Source organism: Streptomyces sp. B21-105, assembly GCF_036898465.1.
Taxonomy (GTDB): domain Bacteria; phylum Actinomycetota; class Actinomycetes; order Streptomycetales; family Streptomycetaceae; genus Streptomyces.
This window is the reverse complement of sequence record NZ_JARUMJ010000001.1, coordinates 2,551,636-2,567,187: the sequence shown is the minus strand read 5'-3', so window position 1 is coordinate 2,567,187 and position 15,552 is coordinate 2,551,636. Positions and strand designations below refer to the sequence as shown.

The 15,552-nt window shown below is 67.8% G+C and carries 12 protein-coding genes and 1 tRNA gene; 3 read left to right on the top strand and 10 right to left on the bottom strand.

Annotated features, from left to right (window positions below):
- Positions 1 to 110: 110 nt before the first annotated feature.
- Positions 111 to 1,922 carry a bifunctional metallophosphatase/5'-nucleotidase gene (locus QA802_RS11600; protein ID WP_334520900.1) on the bottom strand — a complete coding sequence of 604 codons (1,812 nt, stop codon included), beginning with the start codon at positions 1,920 to 1,922 and terminating at the stop codon, positions 111 to 113.
- Between the two features lie 162 nt (positions 1,923 to 2,084).
- Between QA802_RS11600 and QA802_RS11595 the strand changes: the two genes are divergently transcribed.
- Together QA802_RS11595 and pyk are read left to right on the top strand one after the other, a co-directional pair.
- Entirely contained in the window at positions 2,085 to 2,819 is a 735-nt protein-coding gene (locus QA802_RS11595; RefSeq protein ID WP_334520897.1) for an SIMPL domain-containing protein, read from the top strand.
- 178 nt (positions 2,820 to 2,997) lie between these two features.
- On the top strand, positions 2,998 to 4,434 hold the full coding sequence (pyk, locus tag QA802_RS11590; RefSeq protein ID WP_334520894.1) for a pyruvate kinase: 1,437 nt from the start codon (positions 2,998 to 3,000) through the stop codon (positions 4,432 to 4,434).
- Between the two features lie 11 nt (positions 4,435 to 4,445).
- On the opposite strand, the gene QA802_RS11585 is transcribed toward pyk, so the two are convergent.
- On the bottom strand, positions 4,446 to 5,231 hold the full coding sequence (locus tag QA802_RS11585) for a helix-turn-helix domain-containing protein (protein ID WP_334520892.1): 786 nt from the start codon (positions 5,229 to 5,231) through the stop codon (positions 4,446 to 4,448).
- Between the two features lie 80 nt (positions 5,232 to 5,311).
- Positions 5,312 to 5,394, bottom strand: a tRNA-Leu gene (locus QA802_RS11580).
- 94 nt (positions 5,395 to 5,488) lie between these two features.
- Between QA802_RS11580 and QA802_RS11575 the strand changes: the two genes are divergently transcribed.
- Positions 5,489 to 6,145, top strand: coding sequence for an ANTAR domain-containing response regulator (locus QA802_RS11575; RefSeq protein ID WP_334520889.1), 657 nt, complete (start codon positions 5,489 to 5,491; stop codon positions 6,143 to 6,145).
- 97 nt (positions 6,146 to 6,242) lie between these two features.
- Here QA802_RS11575 and QA802_RS11570 read toward each other — a convergent pair whose 3' ends face one another.
- The 7 genes from QA802_RS11570 to QA802_RS11540 all read right to left on the bottom strand — a co-directional run bounded on the left by QA802_RS11570 (position 6,243) and on the right by QA802_RS11540 (position 15,370).
- Complete coding sequence (locus tag QA802_RS11570; protein ID WP_334520886.1) at positions 6,243 to 6,959, bottom strand: ABC transporter ATP-binding protein; 717 nt, start codon at positions 6,957 to 6,959, stop codon at positions 6,243 to 6,245.
- Positions 6,956 to 7,831 carry an ABC transporter ATP-binding protein gene (locus QA802_RS11565; protein ID WP_334520883.1) on the bottom strand — a complete coding sequence of 292 codons (876 nt, stop codon included), beginning with the start codon at positions 7,829 to 7,831 and terminating at the stop codon, positions 6,956 to 6,958. Before QA802_RS11565 ends, QA802_RS11570 begins: the two co-directional genes overlap by 4 nt.
- A gap of 5 nt (positions 7,832 to 7,836) precedes the next feature.
- Positions 7,837 to 9,669: a branched-chain amino acid ABC transporter permease gene (locus QA802_RS11560; RefSeq protein ID WP_334534545.1), complete on the bottom strand. Its 1,833-nt coding sequence runs from the start codon at positions 9,667 to 9,669 to the stop codon at positions 7,837 to 7,839.
- A 5-nt stretch (positions 9,670 to 9,674) separates the two neighbouring features.
- A complete protein-coding gene (locus QA802_RS11555; protein WP_334520880.1) occupies positions 9,675 to 10,604 on the bottom strand; it encodes a branched-chain amino acid ABC transporter permease in 930 nt (309 codons plus the stop codon).
- Between the two features lie 114 nt (positions 10,605 to 10,718).
- Positions 10,719 to 11,948, bottom strand: coding sequence for a branched-chain amino acid ABC transporter substrate-binding protein (locus QA802_RS11550; RefSeq protein ID WP_416070839.1), 1,230 nt, complete (start codon positions 11,946 to 11,948; stop codon positions 10,719 to 10,721).
- A 598-nt stretch (positions 11,949 to 12,546) separates the two neighbouring features.
- The gene (locus tag QA802_RS11545; protein WP_334520877.1) at positions 12,547 to 13,038 is read right to left on the bottom strand and encodes a PaaI family thioesterase; all 492 of its coding nucleotides are present in this window, start codon (positions 13,036 to 13,038) and stop codon (positions 12,547 to 12,549) included.
- Between the two features lie 52 nt (positions 13,039 to 13,090).
- Complete coding sequence (locus QA802_RS11540; protein WP_334520874.1) at positions 13,091 to 15,370, bottom strand: FdhF/YdeP family oxidoreductase; 2,280 nt, start codon at positions 15,368 to 15,370, stop codon at positions 13,091 to 13,093.
- Positions 15,371 to 15,552 lie beyond the last annotated feature (182 nt).

The window sequence follows — 15,552 nt, the reverse complement described above, 5'->3', positions numbered from 1 at the left end:
CACACGGTGACCGACCACGCCACCGCACGACACACCGCCCCCCCCGGGGAACCAGAAGGCCCAAGAGCCCAAGAGCCCAAGAAGCCAAGAGCCCAAGAGCCCAAGAACCCCTAGAACACCGGCACACCCTCACGCGTCAGCTTCCAGTCCACCGACGCGAAGTCCTTCGGATCCAGCACACCCTTCGCCGTCACCCACTCCGAGATCCGCGTACGGATCTCCGTCGACTCCGCCCACAACTCCTGCGCCGACGCCACATGCGGGAACGCCCCACCACCATTGGCCCGGTAATTGTTCACCGCCAGCACAAACTGCTGCGCATCGTCCAACGCCGCCCCGTTGTACGTCAGATTCCTGATCCGCGAACCCGCCGCCTGCGCGATGTCGATGTCGTACGCCAGACCCGACACATAGTCGTAGTTGTAGTCCGGACGCCCCGCCGCGTTCGTCAGCTTCTCCGTGTCGACCACCGCACCCGCCGCCGTCTGCACGAAATACTCCGCCGAGTACTCCAGGTACGCCCGCACCTGCGCACCCGTCATCAACTTCGCCACCAGCGTGTTGTCGTAGACGTACAGGCTCGACAGGTCCCGGATCGTCACCTCACCCGCCGGGATCTCCGACGTACGCGAGAACGGCGACGCCTGCGCGATCACCGGCAGCGACGCATACGACGTCCCCGCCAACGCCGCCTTGACGACGTCCTCCTGCACCTTCGTGATCAGGTCGATGATCGGCGCGTCCTTGAACCGCGCCTCCACCGTCGTCAACGTCTCCGTCGCCGAACCCACCACCTGGTTGACGTACGCGACGACCTTCGCGTGCTCGTCACCCAGCAGCTTCGTGATCTTCGGGTCGTCCGCGACCGAGTTGGAGTTCAGCACCTTCGAAGACACCGACTCGACCGACCACCGCCCCTTCTCGAACACCAGCTCCACATCGAACACCGACAGCCGCTCCGCATACGCCAACGGCTCCGACAGCACGACCGTCTTCCCGGTCTTCGCGTTGACGACCCTCAGCTCCGGAATCTCCACATGCGCGTGACCCACCAGCACCGCGTCGATGTCCGGCACCTGCTGCGCCACCAACGCCGCCGAATTCTCCACATACGGCAGCTGGTCACCGTACGACGACGTACCCGACGAACCCGAGTGCGCCGACACGATCACCACATCCGCACCCAGCGACTTCAGCCTCGGCACCCACTTCGCCGCCTGCTCCTCAAGACCCGGGAACGCCAGCTTCCCCTGCACATACGCCTTGTCCCAGATCGCGATACCCGGGTTCGTCAGGCCCAGCACCGCCACCTTCACCGGCGGCGCACCCTTCACACAGAACGTCTTGATCACATACGGCTGGAACGCCGGCCGCAGCGTCTTCGCGTCCACCGCGTTCGCCCCCAGCAACGGGAACCGCAACTGCGACTCGAACTTCCGCAGCGTCTCGATGCCGTAGTTGAACTCGTGGTTGCCCAGCGCCGCCGCGTCGTACCCGATCGCGTTCATCGCCTGCGCCATCGGATGCACCGGACCGCCCTTGGCGGTGATCGGGTCCACCTTCGCGTAGTAGTACGTCAGCGGAGTGCCCTGGATCGTGTCACCCGCGTCCAGCAGCAGCGTGTTCTCACGCCCCTTCTCCGCACGGATCCGGTTCACCAGCGTCGAGATCCGCGCCAGACCCTGCGCGTTACCGGCCGCGTCCTTGTACTCCGCGTCCTTGAAGTAGTCCCAGTTGAAGACATGACCGTGCAGGTCCGTCGTCCCCATCACGGTCAGCGCATACCGCTTCGGCTGCTCGCCCGGCTTACCCGGCTTCGCCACCGCGGCCTGCGCCGACGGAGCCGCCGCAGCTCCCGCGATCGCCACCCCCGCCCCGGTCACGGCGGACTTCTTCAGGAACTTCCGGCGGTTCAACGACATGACTCGTGCTCCTCGGGGATGGCGGACGACGCGCGTAGACCAACGCGCGTAGATTCTGCACCGCCCACTACCGACCGCAACAGGTCACGGAGGTTTCGATCTGATGACCGGAACACATCCACCCACCCACCCGAACGACGAAGACATGACAACCTGGGACGTATGACTTCCCCACCCACCCAACCCACCACAACCACCCCACAGCACCACCCCCACGCCACACCCGACACCCCCCACCTCACCGTCCGCGGCGAAGCCGAACTCGAGGTCGACCCCGAAATCGCCCGCATCACCGTCACCCTCACCGCCCGAGGCCACGACCGCCGCACCACCCTCGACGACCTCACCCACCGCAACACCACCGCCCTCGACCTCCTCAAGTCCTACGGCGACACCGTCGAAAACCTCTCCACCGGCACACTCACCCTCAGACCCGAACTCACCCCATACGACCGAGACGAACACATCCACACCCACCACGGCACCATCCACCTCACCGCCGAACTCACCGACTTCACCGTCCTCGGCGAACTCACCACCCGCCTCGCCGACCTCGACCTCACCCGAGTCGACGGCCCCTCCTGGACCCTGCGCCCCACCTCTCCCGTCCACCGCACCGCCCGCCGCCACGCCGTCCACGACGCCGTCCGACGCGCCAAGGAATACGCCGAAGCACTCGACACCACCCTCGCCGCCCTCCTCGAACTCACCGACACCACAACCGGCAGCGCCCGCCCCCGCACCCGCTCCGCCTTCGGCCGCAGCGCCGTCCGCTTCTCCGGCGCCGCGACGGAAATCGAGTCCCCCGACCCCGAACCCCTCGACCTCGAACCCCAGCGCATCCACGTCTGCGCCGAAGTCACCGCACGCTTCACGATGAATCCACCACGCCTGTGAATTCACCCGTTCGGGGAATTCACGTACAAGAGGAAGGAATCCCCACGGAAAACAGCCCGCGCTCAAAAGAGCGACACCCCGCACACTTTAGAAGTTGTCAACAACCCTTCACCCAAAGGTTGTTGAGCAGTCACGTGCCCCCAATTCGCTACCCACCGGTAAGACATAAGCTCGAAACATGCGCCGAGCAAAAATCGTCTGCACCCTGGGCCCCGCAACCGACTCCTACGACCAGCTCAAAGCCCTCGTAGAAGCCGGAATGGACGTCGCCCGCTTCAACCTCAGCCACGGCACTCACGCCGAACACGAGGAGCGCTACCGCCACGTCCGCAAGGCCGCAGACGAAACCGGCCACAGCGTCGGCACCCTCGCCGACCTCCAAGGCCCGAAGATCCGCCTCGGCCACTTCGCGGAAGGCCCCGTACTCCTCGAACGCGAAGACACCTTCACCATCACCGTCGAAGAAGGCGTCGCAGGCGACGGCACCCACTGCGGCACCACCCACGCCGGCCTCGCCGACGACGTCACCCCCGGCGAACGCATCCTCGTCGACGACGGCAAAGTCACCCTCGAAGTCACCCACGTCGACGGCCCCCGCGTCCACACCCGCGTCGTCGAAGGCGGCGTCATCTCCGACCACAAAGGCCTCAACCTCCCCGGAGTCGCCGTCTCCGTCCCCGCCCTCTCCAAAAAGGACGAAGACGACCTGCGCTGGGCGCTGCGCACCGGCTTCGACGTCATCGCCCTCTCCTTCGTCCGCAGCGGCCACGACATCCTCGACGTCCACCGCATCATGGACGAGGAAGGCCGCCGGCTCCCCGTCATCGCCAAGGTGGAGAAGCCCCAGGCCGTCGAGAACATCGACGAGATCGTGGCCGCCTTCGACGGCATCATGGTCGCCCGCGGAGACCTCGGCGTCGAAATGCCACTCGAACAAGTCCCCATCGTCCAGAAACGCGCCATCAAACTCGCCAAGCGCAACGCCAAACCGGTCATCGTCGCCACCCAGATGCTCGACTCCATGATCGAGCACTCCCGCCCCACCAGGGCCGAGGCCAGCGACGTCGCCAACGCCGTCCTCGACGGCGCCGACGCCGTCATGCTCTCCGGCGAGACCAGCGTCGGCAAACACGCCGTCCAGACCGTCCGCACCATGGCCAAGATCGTCACAGCGGCCGAGGAAGACCTCCTCGCCAAGGGCCTGCCCGAACTGACGGAGAACAACAAACCCCGCACCCAGGGCGGAGCCGTCGCCCGCGCCGCCGCCGAGATCGGCGACTTCCTCGGCGCCAAGTTCCTCGTCGCCTTCACCCAGAGCGGCGACACCGTCCGCCGCCTCTCCCGCTACCGCTCCCCGATCCCCGTCCTCGCCTTCACCCCGGAACCGGCGACCCGCTCCCAGCTGAGCCTGACCTGGGGCGTCGAGACGTTCCTCGGCCCGGCGGCCGCCTCCACGGACGCGATGGTCGACCAGGTCGACGAGCTGCTGCTGCGGTACGGCCGCTGCGAGAAGGGCGACGTGGTCGTGATCACCGCCGGCTCCCCGCCCGGCGTCTCGGGCACCACGAACCTGGTCCGAGTCCACCACATCGGCGAGGACGACGGCCCGAGGTAGCCCACCGGGGGTCAGTGCTTGGGGCCGACGTGGGCGTCGAGGAGGGCGACGTGCGCCTTCTTGGCGACGGAGATGTTGTAGGGGTTCCCGTTGCGGGTGCAGTGCGTCCACTCGATATCCAGCTTTTCCAGGGTGTCGGTGAAGAGTCGCCGGATGTCGTCGGAGACGTTGGTGAAGAAGTAGCGGGGGTACTCATAGCGCTTGCGCTCACCGGCGACGATGCGGGTCGTCCAGTTGGTGATGCGGCAACCGTCGGAGTGGATGAGGCCGCGGATGAACTCCCAGGGGTGCTCATCGACGATGGCCTGCTGCCAGGGTTCGAGGACGATCGCCCGCTCGTGCTTCTTGCCGGGGCCGTGCTGGGGAAAGAGACACCATAGGTGTTTGGAGTAGAGCTTCACCTCGTGACAGCCCTTCCGGCGGACCCGGCAGACAGAATTCGCGGGAAACACAGCCCGCATGGCGTCCTCGCACTCGTCCATCAGCCCGGGGTGTACATCAGCGCAGGAGATGGACAGGCTGGGCACTCGCATCGCGCGGTTCTGGATGATGTGGCCGTCGCCGAGGTAGAGGCCGAGAAGGTAGGAGTAGGGCGGGGAAGCGAGTTCGCCCTCGCACCGGGGGCACGGTGGGGGAGTGCGGCCCGGACACTCGCCGCGTTTCGCGCGGTCCATGTGTTTCCAGTAGCTGACTGTGCCCAGGGGGATGTCGAAGTGACGGGCCACGTCCGCGTTGCGCGCCCCCTCGCGTAGGAGCGTGATGGCCTTTTGGCGAACAGCAGTGCCGTGAAAGTTCATGCGAACACACTGCGTGACTGATCGCGACTGTGTGCACGGAAAAGCGGAGGTTCACGAGAATGTGAACCTCCGCTTTAGCGTGCCGGGTGCGGGATTCGAACCCGCACGTCCTTTCGGACAGATGTGTTTGAGACATCAGCGTCTGCCATTCCGCCAACCCGGCTGGCCAACCCGAGAGGAGTGTACCGGGTGACCATGTCGAGGCGCAGCTAGGTAGGCTCTTGTCAGCAGTACCCGCCCCTGAACGAGGAGCCCCCGTGACCGCCCCCGAGTCGCCCCAGCCCGTGGACGCGCCCGACGACGACAAGTCGCACGTACCTCCGCTGACGACCCGTGTCGTCATCGCCGAGGACGAGGCGCTGATCCGCCTCGACCTCAAGGAGATGCTGGAGGAGGAGGGCTACAGCGTCGTCGGGGAGGCCGGCGACGGTGAGCAGGCGATCGAGCTCGCCCGTGAGCACAAGCCGGACCTCGTCATCCTGGATGTGAAGATGCCCAAGCTGGACGGCATCTCCGCGGCGGAGAAGATCGCCGAGGAGCGCATCGCGCCGGTCCTGATGCTGACCGCGTTCTCGCAGCGCGACCTGGTGGAGCGGGCGCGTGACGCCGGCGCGATGGCGTATCTGGTGAAGCCGTTCAGCAAGAGCGATGTCGTCCCGGCGATCGAGATGGCCGTCTCGCGTTTCACGGAGTTGCGGGAGTTGGAGAACGAGGTCGCGGACCTGACGCTGCGGCTGGAGACGCGCAAGCTGGTGGACCGGGCGAAGTCGATTCTGCAGACGGAGTACGGGCTGACGGAGCCGGCGGCGTTCCGGTGGATCCAGAAGACGTCGATGGATCGTCGGATGTCGATGCAGCAGGTGGCGGAGGCTGTGATCCAGGACGCCGAGGAGAAGAAGGCGGACAAGGCGTAGTCCGCGAGACGGAGTCGGACGTCCGCGTCACGTGGACGCGTACACGACGAGGCCCGCGCCCGGAGAAGGGGCGCGGGCCTCGTCGTGTGCGGGTGGTTCAGTCCTCGCCGAGGTAGGCCTTGCGGACGGACTCGTCGTGGAGGAGTTCCTGGCCGCTGCCGGAGAGGACGATCTTGCCGACCTCCATGACGTGGCCGTGGTCGGCCAGGGACAGGGCCGCCTGGGCGTTCTGCTCGATGAGCAGGATGGTGGTGCCCTGGGACTTGAGTTCCTGGATGGTGGCCATGATCTTCTGCATCATGATCGGTGAGAGGCCCATGGAGGGTTCGTCGAGCATGAGCAGTTTGGGCCGGGACATGAGGGCGCGGCCCATGGCGAGCATCTGCTGTTCGCCGCCGGAGAGGGTGCCTGCGGCCTGCTTTCGGCGTTCTCCCAGGATGGGGAAGAGGTCGTAGGCGCGCTGGATGTCCTTCTCGATGTCTTCCTTGTCGTTGCGGAGGAAGGCGCCGAGGCGGAGGTTGTCCTCGATGGTCATGCGGGGGAAGATGTGGCGGCCTTCGGGGGAGTGGGCCAGCCCCAGCGAGACGATCTTGTGGGCGGGGATCTTGTTGAGCACCTTGCCGTCGAACTTGATCTGGCCGCCGAGGGGCTGGAGGAGGCCGGACAGGGTGCGCAGGGTGGTGGTCTTGCCGGCGCCGTTGGTGCCGATGAGGGTGACGACTTCGCCTGCGGCGACCTTGAAGGAGATGCCCTTGACCGCCTCGATCTTGCCGTAGGCGACCCTGAGGTCTTCGACCTCGAGCAGTGCGGTCACTTCTCGTCTCCTTCCGTGGTGCTGTGCGCCTCGGCGGCCTCTGCGGCTTCGACTTCGGCGACTTCTTCCGCTCCTGGTGCGCCCTCGAAGGGGGTGCCGAGGTAGGCGGCGATGACGCGTTCGTCGGCCTGGACTACTTCGGCGGGGCCTTCGACGATCTTCTCGCCCTGGACGAGCACGGCGACGCGGTCGCAGAGGTTCATGATGAACCGGATGTCGTGCTCGATGACGAGGACGGCGATGCCCTGGTCGCGGATGGCGAAGATGAGTTCTTCGGCGGCGCGCGTCTCCTGGGGGTTCATGCCGGCGGTGGGCTCGTCGAGGAGGAGGAGGCCGGGGTCGCTGGCGAGGGCGCGGGCGATTTCGAGCTTGCGCTGTTCGCCGTAGGGGAGGTTGCGGGCGAGGTGGTCGGCCTTGGCGGCGAGGCCGGTGAACTCGAGGAGTTCCATGGCCCTGGCGCGGGAGGCGTCTTCGGCCTTTTTGAAGCTGGGCAGGCGCAGGAGCGCGGACCAGAGGCCTTCGTGGGTGCGGGTGTGGCGTCCGACGAGCACGTTTTCCAGGACGGTCATGTTGGCGAAGAGCCGGATGTTCTGGAAGGTGCGGGCGATGCCGGCCTGGGTGACGAGGTGGGGTTTGGGCGGGAGGACGGTGCCCTTGTAGCTGACTGTGCCGGTGGTGGGGATGTAGAGGCCGGTGAGGCAGTTGAAGAAGGTGGTCTTCCCGGCTCCGTTGGGGCCGATGAGTCCGACGATCTCGCCGCTGTTGACGGTGAGGTCGACGGAGCGTACGGCGGTGAGGCCGCCGAACTGCATGGTGACGCCCGAGGCGTCGAGGACCGTGGTGGTCGTGGCGGTGGTTGTGGTGGTGGTCATCGCGGTCACGCCCCTGCCTTGGCGACGCCGGTGGCGGTCTCGGGCAGGCCCTTGTCGTCGGGTACGTCGAGCTGTCCGGTTTCGTGGAATTCGAGCTGCTTCCTGCGGTCGGCGACGAGGCCTTCGGGGCGGAAGCGCATGAGGAGCATGAGCGCGACGCCGAAGAGGAGCAGCTGGTATTCCGCCATGAACTGGAGTTTGGCGGGGATGAGGTAGAGCAGTGCGGCGCCCACGAGCGGCCCGCTGATGGTGCCCATGCCGCCGAGGATGACCGCTGCGAGCAGGAAGGCCGAGTTGGGCGGCACGGAGCCGGCGAACTGGTACTGCTCGGGGGTGACGCTGTAGGAGACGTGTGCCTGGACGGTGCCGGCGAGGCCGGCGAGGGAGGCGCCGAGGGCGAAGGCGAGGAGTTTGAGGCGGAAGCCGTTGATGCCCATGGCGGTGGCGGCTGTCTCGTCTTCGCGGATGGCGACCCAGGCGCGGCCGATGCGGGAGTCGGCGCTGCGGCGGAAGACCGTGACGACGAGGAGGGTGCAGAGGAGCATCAGCAGGTAGTAGTTGCCTGGGCGGGTGAGCTGGTGGCCGAGGACGTCGTGGGAGATTCCGAAGTCGAACCCGAGGATGTTGAGGTCGGGGATGTTCGGGATGCCGGTGGAGCCGTTGGTGACGTCGGGTCCGCTGGTGCCGTTGAGGTTGTTGACGGTGATGCGGAAGATCTCACCGAAGCCGAGGGTGACGATGGCGAGGTAGTCGCCGCGCAGCCGCAGGGTGGGGGCGCCGATGACGACGCCGAAGATCAGTGAGGCGAGGGCGCCGGTGAGGACGGCGGCCCAGAAGGGGAACTGGACGCCGATGCTCGACTGGGGTGAGCCGGAGACGAGGGCGGCGGCGTAGGCGCCGACGCCGAGGAAGGCGACGTATCCGAGGTCGAGGAGGCCGGCGAGGCCGACGACGACGTTGAGGCCCAGGGCGACGGTGGCGAAGATGAGGATGTTCGCGCCGATGAGGGCGAACTGGTCGTTGGTCTGGGTGAAGGGGAAGCAGATCGCGGCGGCGAACGCGGCGCCGAGGGTGACGCTGCGGTGTTTGGCCGTCAGTGCGGAGAGTCGCTTGAGGAGGCCGGCGCGGTTGAGTGCGGTGAAGCTGAACGCGGTGATGACGAGGAAGCCGATGAACAGCTGGGGGTTGTCGTCGTCGACGCCGATGCCGAAGGAGAAGACGTAGAGGCCGATGCCGAAGGCTGCGGTGATGATGAGGATCTCTGCCCAGGAGGGGAGTTCCTTGGCGCGGCCGGGTTCGGGGGCGGCGAAGCTGTGGCGGAAGAGGGTCCAGGGGTTCGTCGCGTCGTCGGCGTCGTGGGGGACGTCGGCGGGGAGTGCGAAGGCGCCGATGGTGGCGATGAGGGCGCCGATGGCGGAGACCCAGGCGCCGGGTTCGAGGTTGACGACGCCGCCGAGGACGTAGCTGATGGCGCCGAGGGCGTAGCCGGTGGCGCCGAGGACGCCGAGGGTGGTGGCGCGGGCGGGGCTGTTGGTGCCGCCGGGGGTGAGCCAGCGCAGGCCGCGGATTCCGTACCCGGAGAGGACGAAGAGGATGGTGAGGGCGGCGCCGATGAGGGTGAGGACCTGGAGGCCGCCGGGGTAGCCGGTGATGGTGAGGTTGCCGGGGAACTCGTCGGTCCAGGTCCAGGCGAGGAAGGTGCCGGCGAGGGCGACGGCGGATCCGGCGAGGGTGAGGACGGGGGCGAGGGCCGCGGGCAGGGGGATGAGGGGGGCCGTGTCGCCGGTGGGCGTCTTGACGGCGTCGGTGTTCTTCTGGGTGGGGATGTTGGTCGTCATCGCTTTCACGCCCGATCCGCGACGCGTTCGCCGAGCAGGCCTTGTGGCCTGAACAGCAGGACGAGGATGAGGAGGGCGAACGCCCATACGTCCTTCCAGGCGCCGCCGCCGAAGAGGTTCATGCCGGGGATGTCGCCGATGTAGCCGATGGCGAGGGATTCGGCGACGCCGAGGACGAGGCCGCCGAGCATGGCTCCGTAGATGTTGCCGATGCCGCCGAGGACGGCCGCGGTGAAGGCTTTGAGGCCCATGAGGAAGCCCATGCGGAAGCCGACCTGGCCGTTTTTGAGGCCGTAGGCGACTGCGGCGATGGCGGCGAACGCGGCGCCGATGGCGAAGGCCATGACGATGATGCGGTCGGTGTTGATGCCCATGAGTTTGGCGGTGTCGGGGTCCTGGGCGGTGGCCTGCATGCCGCGGCCGGAGCGGGTCTTGGTGACGAAGAAGCCGAGGGCGACCATGCACAGGGGGGCGGCGATGAGGACGAAGAGGTCGCCGCGCTGGATGTTGGCGCCGAGGACGTCGATGGGGCCGCCGGAGAACTGGGGGAAGGGGCGGTCCTTCTTGGCGTCGGGGTATCCCATCCATACGGCCTGCTGGAGGACGATGGAGAGGCCGATGGCGGTGATGAGGGGTGCCAGTCGCGGGGCGGTGCGCAGGGGCCGGTAGGCGAAGCGCTCGGCCGCGGTGGCGACGGCGACGGAGACGAGGACGCCGCCGAGGATCATGAGGGGTATCGCTGCGCCGAGGGCGAAGCCGCCGGGGAGGACGAGCCAGACGGTGAGGGCGCCGAAGCCCCCGACCATGAAGATTTCGCCGTGGGCGAAGTTGATGAGCTGAACGATGCCGTAGACCATCGTGTATCCGATCGCGATGAGTCCGTACATCGCGCCGAGGATGAGTCCATTGGCCAGCTGTTGCGGCAGTTCGTGCACCGCAGGGCCTCCGTGGAGTGGTTCGGATATGGCGCCGCGCGGGAGCGCTGGTGGGCACTCCCGCGCGGCCTGATCAATGCGTGAAGTGGGGAGGTGCGGCTGCTCCTGCTTCGTTCAGCTGACGTTGGGTGCGGCGCTGTATTCGGGCTTCCACGTTCCGCCGGTGACCTTGTAGGCGGTCATCAAGTGGTTGGTGGTGTCGCCGAATTCGTCGAAGGAGACGGTGCCGGTGACGCCGTCGAACTTGACTTTGGACATGGCGTCGAGGACTGCCTTGCGGCCGTCTGTCGGGACCTTGCCGTCGTTGCCTTCGACGGCGATCTTGACGGCTTCGATGATGGACCAGGTGGCGTCGTAGGTGAGGCCGCCGTAGGCCTCGTAGGCGTCCTTGTAGCCGGCCGTCTTGTAGTTGGCGATGAACTCCTTGGCGGAGGGGAGTTCTTCGACGGGCTTGCCGACGGAGGTGGCGAGGTCGCCTTCGGCCTTCTTGTTGAGCTTGGGGAATTCGCCGGAGTAGATGCCGTCGCCGCCCATGAGGGGGATGTTCTGGCCGCTGTCCTTGAGCTGCTGGCTCAGGGGGGCGGCGGCGGGGTATTCGCCGCCGTAGTAGAGGGCTTCGGCACCGGTCTTCTTGATCTTGGCGACGACGGCGTTGAAGTCGCGGTCGTCGGGGTTGATGTGGTCGGTGCCGACGATCTGGCCGCCGAGCTTGGTGAAGTTCGCCTTGAAGGAGGCGGCGAGGCCGGCGCCGTAGGTCTTCTGGTCGTCGATCAGGTAGACCTTCTTCTTGCCGGCCTTGGTGAAGAGGTACTCGGCGGCGAAGGCGCCCTGGATCTCGTCCGTGGTGGCGGTGCGGAAGAACGTCTTGAACGGGCGGACCGAGTTGCCGGTCTTCCAGCCGTCGCCCTGGGTCAGTTCGGTGCCGGTGTTGGCGGGGGAGACCTGGGTGAGGCCCGCGTCGTTGAGCGGCTTCTGCATCTGCTGGGAGACGCCGGAGTTCAGCGGGCCGACGACGCCGAGGACTTCCTTGTCGCTGATGAACTTCTGGGCGTTCTGCTGGCCGACGGAGGGCTGGGCCTGGTCGTCGGTCGCTTCGATCTTGAACTCGACGCCCTTGACGTATTCCTGCTTGTTGGCGGTCTTCGCGGCGAGGTCGGCGGAGTTCTTGATGCCGAGGCCGAGCGCGGACAGGTCGCCGGTGAGCGGGGCGTCGACGCCGATCACGACGGTGGTCTTGTCTCCGCTGCTGCTCTTGCCGTCGTCGTCACGCGACCCACAGGCGGTGAGTGTCAGCGATCCCGCCGCGAGCGCGGCGGTGATGGCGATGATCGAACGTTGACGCACGAATCAGGTCCTTTCCCTGGCACGGCGGTTCCCCCTGGAACGCGCCGAGTCGAGCGCGGGGCCGAATTGACTTCCAAACCGGTGGCGCGGTGACTGGGCGTGACTCTAGGCGCGGGGAGGGAACTCGGAGGAGGGTCTGACCAAGGCTGTGACGCTCTTGTTATGACACGAGGTAATGCAGAGCGGTACTTGGAGGGCGGAAGGGCGGAATTAGGGCTGATTCGTCCTGTCCGCATGGTGAGAACGTGCAGGACGAACGTGGCGGTGTTCAGGTGTCTCGGGCGTTTTGGTCGTGACGGTGCTTCGTTGCTGGAGGCGACCTGTAGGGGTTCGAAGGGCTTGTGCGCGTAGTGCGGGCCGGGGCCGGATGCCTGCTCCGGTATTGCGCGCGCGTTACGTAGAGTTACGGCGGGGAAAGAAAATCCGACGTTCAGCGACGCTTTTCTGTGGGAGCCGCCTGTTCCGCTGCGGGGAGAACGGGCGGAATGCGGGCCGGGGCGGGTGGGTCGGGCCCGGGCGGGGTGTGCCGCGGGCTCCCGGGGCACGGGCCCCGGAAGCGTCGGGAGCGTGGGACGCCGGCCGGTGTGCTCCGCGGGTGTCAGTCCCCGGCCGTGCGGACGGGTGCCCCGTCGCCGGCGCGGACGTCGCGCAGCAGGCAGGTCAGTCGTGCGGTGCACACGCGGTGTTCCTCCTCGTCGTTGATCACGATCTCGTAGGTGGCGGTGGAGCGTCCGCGGTGCACGGGTGTGGCCACGCCGGTGACCAGGCCGGAGCGGGCGCCGCGGTGGTGGGTGCAGTTCAGGTCGACGCCGACGGCGATCTTGGAGCTGCCGCCGTGCAGCATGGCGCCGACCGAGCCGATGGTCTCGGCGAGGACCGCGGAGGCGCCGCCGTGCAGCAGTCCGTAGGGCTGGGTGTTGCCCTCGACGGGCATGGTGGCGACGACGCGTTCGGCGGAGGCTTCGAGGATCTGCACGCCCATGCGGGTGCCGAGGTGTCCGGCGGAGAACAGGGCGAGGATGTCGACGCCGAGCGCGGCGTACTCGTCGATGACTTCCTGCGGGAACTTCACGTGGTGCTGCTCGCCCATGGGGCCCGGCTCCGTTCGTCGATACAAGTCCGGCGGTGACTTAAGCAAACGCTCAGTCGGTCGTCGATTGTTCCAGACGGACCACGACGGACTTGCTGGCGGGCGTGTTGCTGGTGTCCGCGGTGGCGTCCAGCGGGACCAGCACGTTGGTCTCGGGGTAGTAGGCGGCCGCGCAGCCCCGCGCGGTCGGGTAGAGCACCACGCGGAAGCCGGGGGCGCGCCGCTCGACGCCGTCCCGCCACTCGCTCACCAGGTCCACGTACGAGCCCTCCGCCAGGCCCAGCGTGTGCGCGTCGTCGACGTTGACGAGGACGACGCGGCGGCCGTTCCTGATGCCCCGGTAGCGGTCGTCGAGGCCGTAGATCGTGGTGTTGTACTGATCGTGCGAGCGCAGCGTCTGCAGCAGGAGACGGCCTTCGGGCAGCCGGGGGTACTCGATCGGTGCGGCGGTGAAGTTGGCCTTGCCGGTGGTGGTGGGGAAGCGGCGCTCGTCGCGCGGGGCGTGCGGCAGGGTGAAGCCGCCGGGCCGTGCCACGCGCGCGTTGAAGTCCTCGAAGCCGGGGATGACGCGCGCTATGCGGTCACGGATCGTCGCGTAGTCCTTCTCGAACTCCTCCCACGGAGTCCTGCTGTCCTCGCCGAGGACCCGGCGCGCCAGGCGGCAGACGATGGCCGGCTCGGACAGCAGGTGGGCGCCGGCGGGCGCGAGGCGGCCCCGGGAGGCGTGCACCATGCCCATGGAGTCCTCGACGGTCACGAACTGCTCGCCGCCGCCCTGCAGATCGCGTTCGGTGCGGCCCAGGGTGGGCAGGATCAGCGCGCGGGCGCCGGTGACGACGTGCGAGCGGTTCAGCTTCGTCGACACGTGCACGGTCAGCCGGGCGCGCCGCATGGCCGCCTCGGTGACCTCGGTGTCGGGGGAGGCCGACACGAAGTTGCCGCCCATGGCGAAGAACAGCTTCGCCTCGCCGTCGCGCAGTGCGCGGATGGCCCGTACGACGTCGAAGCCGTGCTCGCGCGGCGGCGCGAAGCCGAACTCCTTCTCCAGGGCGTCGAGGAAGGCCGGGGCGGGCCGTTCGAAGATGCCCATGGTGCGGTCGCCCTGCACGTTGGAATGGCCGCGCACCGGGCACACGCCGGCGCCCGGGCGGCCGATGTTTCCGCGCAGCAGGAGGAAGTTGACGACTTCGCGGATGGTGGGCACGGAGTGCTTGTGCTGGGTGAGGCCCATGGCCCAGCAGACGATGGTGCGCTTCGAGGCGAGCACCATGCGCAGGGCTTCCTCGATCTGCGCGCGGGTGAGGCCGGTCGCGGTGAGTGTCTCGTCCCAGTCGGCGGCGCGGGCGGCGTCGGCGAACTCCTCGAAGCCGTGGGTGTGTTCGGCGATGAACGCCTCGTCGAGCGCGCCGTCCGTCTCCAGGACGAGCTTGTTGAGGAGACGGAAGAGGGCCTGGTCGCCGCCGATACGGATCTGCAGGAACAGGTCGGTGAGTGCCGCGCCCTTGATCATGCCTTGTGGTGTCTGCGGGTTCTTGAAGCGTTCCAGGCCGGCTTCGGGCAGCGGGTTGACGCTGATGATCTTCGCGCCGCCCGCCTTGGCCTTCTCCAGCGCGGAGAGCATGCGCGGGTGGTTGGTGCCCGGGTTCTGCCCGGCGACGATGATCAGGTCGGCCTGGTGGAGGTCCTCGAGCAGGACGCTGCCCTTGCCGATGCCGATGGTCTCCGACAGTGCCGAGCCGGACGACTCGTGGCACATGTTGGAGCAGTCCGGCAGGTTGTTCGTGCCGAACTCGCGCGCGAAGAGCTGGTAGAGGAACGCCGCCTCGTTGCTGGTGCGGCCCGAGGTGTAGAAGACGGCCTCGTCGGGGGAGGCGAGGGCGGCGCACTCCTCGGCGACGATGTCGAAGGCGCGTTCCCAGGTGACCGGCTCGTAGCGGTCCGCGCCTTCGGGCAGGTACATGGGGTGGGTGAGGCGCCCTTGCTGGCCGAGCCAGTAGCCGCTGCGGCCGGCGAGGTCGGCGACGGTGTGCGCGGCGAAGAACTCGGGGGTGACGCGGCGCAGGGTCGCTTCCTCGGCGACGGCCTTCGCGCCGTTCTCGCAGAACTCGGCGGCGTGCCGGTGCTCGGGCTCGGGCCAGGCGCAGCCGGGGCAGTCGAAGCCGTCCTTCTGGTTGACGCGCAGCAGTGTCAGGGCGGTGCGTTTGACGCCCATCTGCTGCTGGGCGATCCGCAGGGAGTGCCCGACGGCCGGCAGGCCCGCCGCCGCGCGCTTCGGCTCTTCGACGAGCGGCGCGTCCTGGACCGGATCAGCCTTCGGCGGCTTCGTTGCCATCGCGCGATCTCCTTCGACCTGCCACGGGTGCGGTATGTCTCCGATCCTCGCACGCGGCGCCGACATCGAGCCCGGGCGGGCCGGGTCCTGCGGGGCGGGTAGGCGGGCCGGGTCCCCGCGGGGCGGCCCGGAGGGGGAGCGGCGGGTTCCGCGGGGCGGGGTGTGGCGGGATCCGTGGCGGC

Coding starts and splice junctions, on each gene's coding strand:
- QA802_RS11545 (WP_334520877.1), bottom strand. CDS start 13,038: ATGGGCGAGCAGCACCACGTGAAGTTCCCGCAGGAAGTCATCGACGAG.
- pyk (WP_334520894.1), top strand. CDS start 2,998: ATGCGCCGAGCAAAAATCGTCTGCACCCTGGGCCCCGCAACCGACTCC.
- QA802_RS11565 (WP_334520883.1), bottom strand. CDS start 7,831: ATGACCACCACCACAACCACCGCCACGACCACCACGGTCCTCGACGCC.
- QA802_RS11600 (WP_334520900.1), bottom strand. CDS start 1,922: ATGTCGTTGAACCGCCGGAAGTTCCTGAAGAAGTCCGCCGTGACCGGG.
- QA802_RS11540 (WP_334520874.1), bottom strand. CDS start 15,370: ATGGCAACGAAGCCGCCGAAGGCTGATCCGGTCCAGGACGCGCCGCTC.
- QA802_RS11585 (WP_334520892.1), bottom strand. CDS start 5,231: ATGAACTTTCACGGCACTGCTGTTCGCCAAAAGGCCATCACGCTCCTA.
- QA802_RS11560 (WP_334534545.1), bottom strand. CDS start 9,669: ATGACGACCAACATCCCCACCCAGAAGAACACCGACGCCGTCAAGACG.
- QA802_RS11595 (WP_334520897.1), top strand. CDS start 2,085: ATGACTTCCCCACCCACCCAACCCACCACAACCACCCCACAGCACCAC.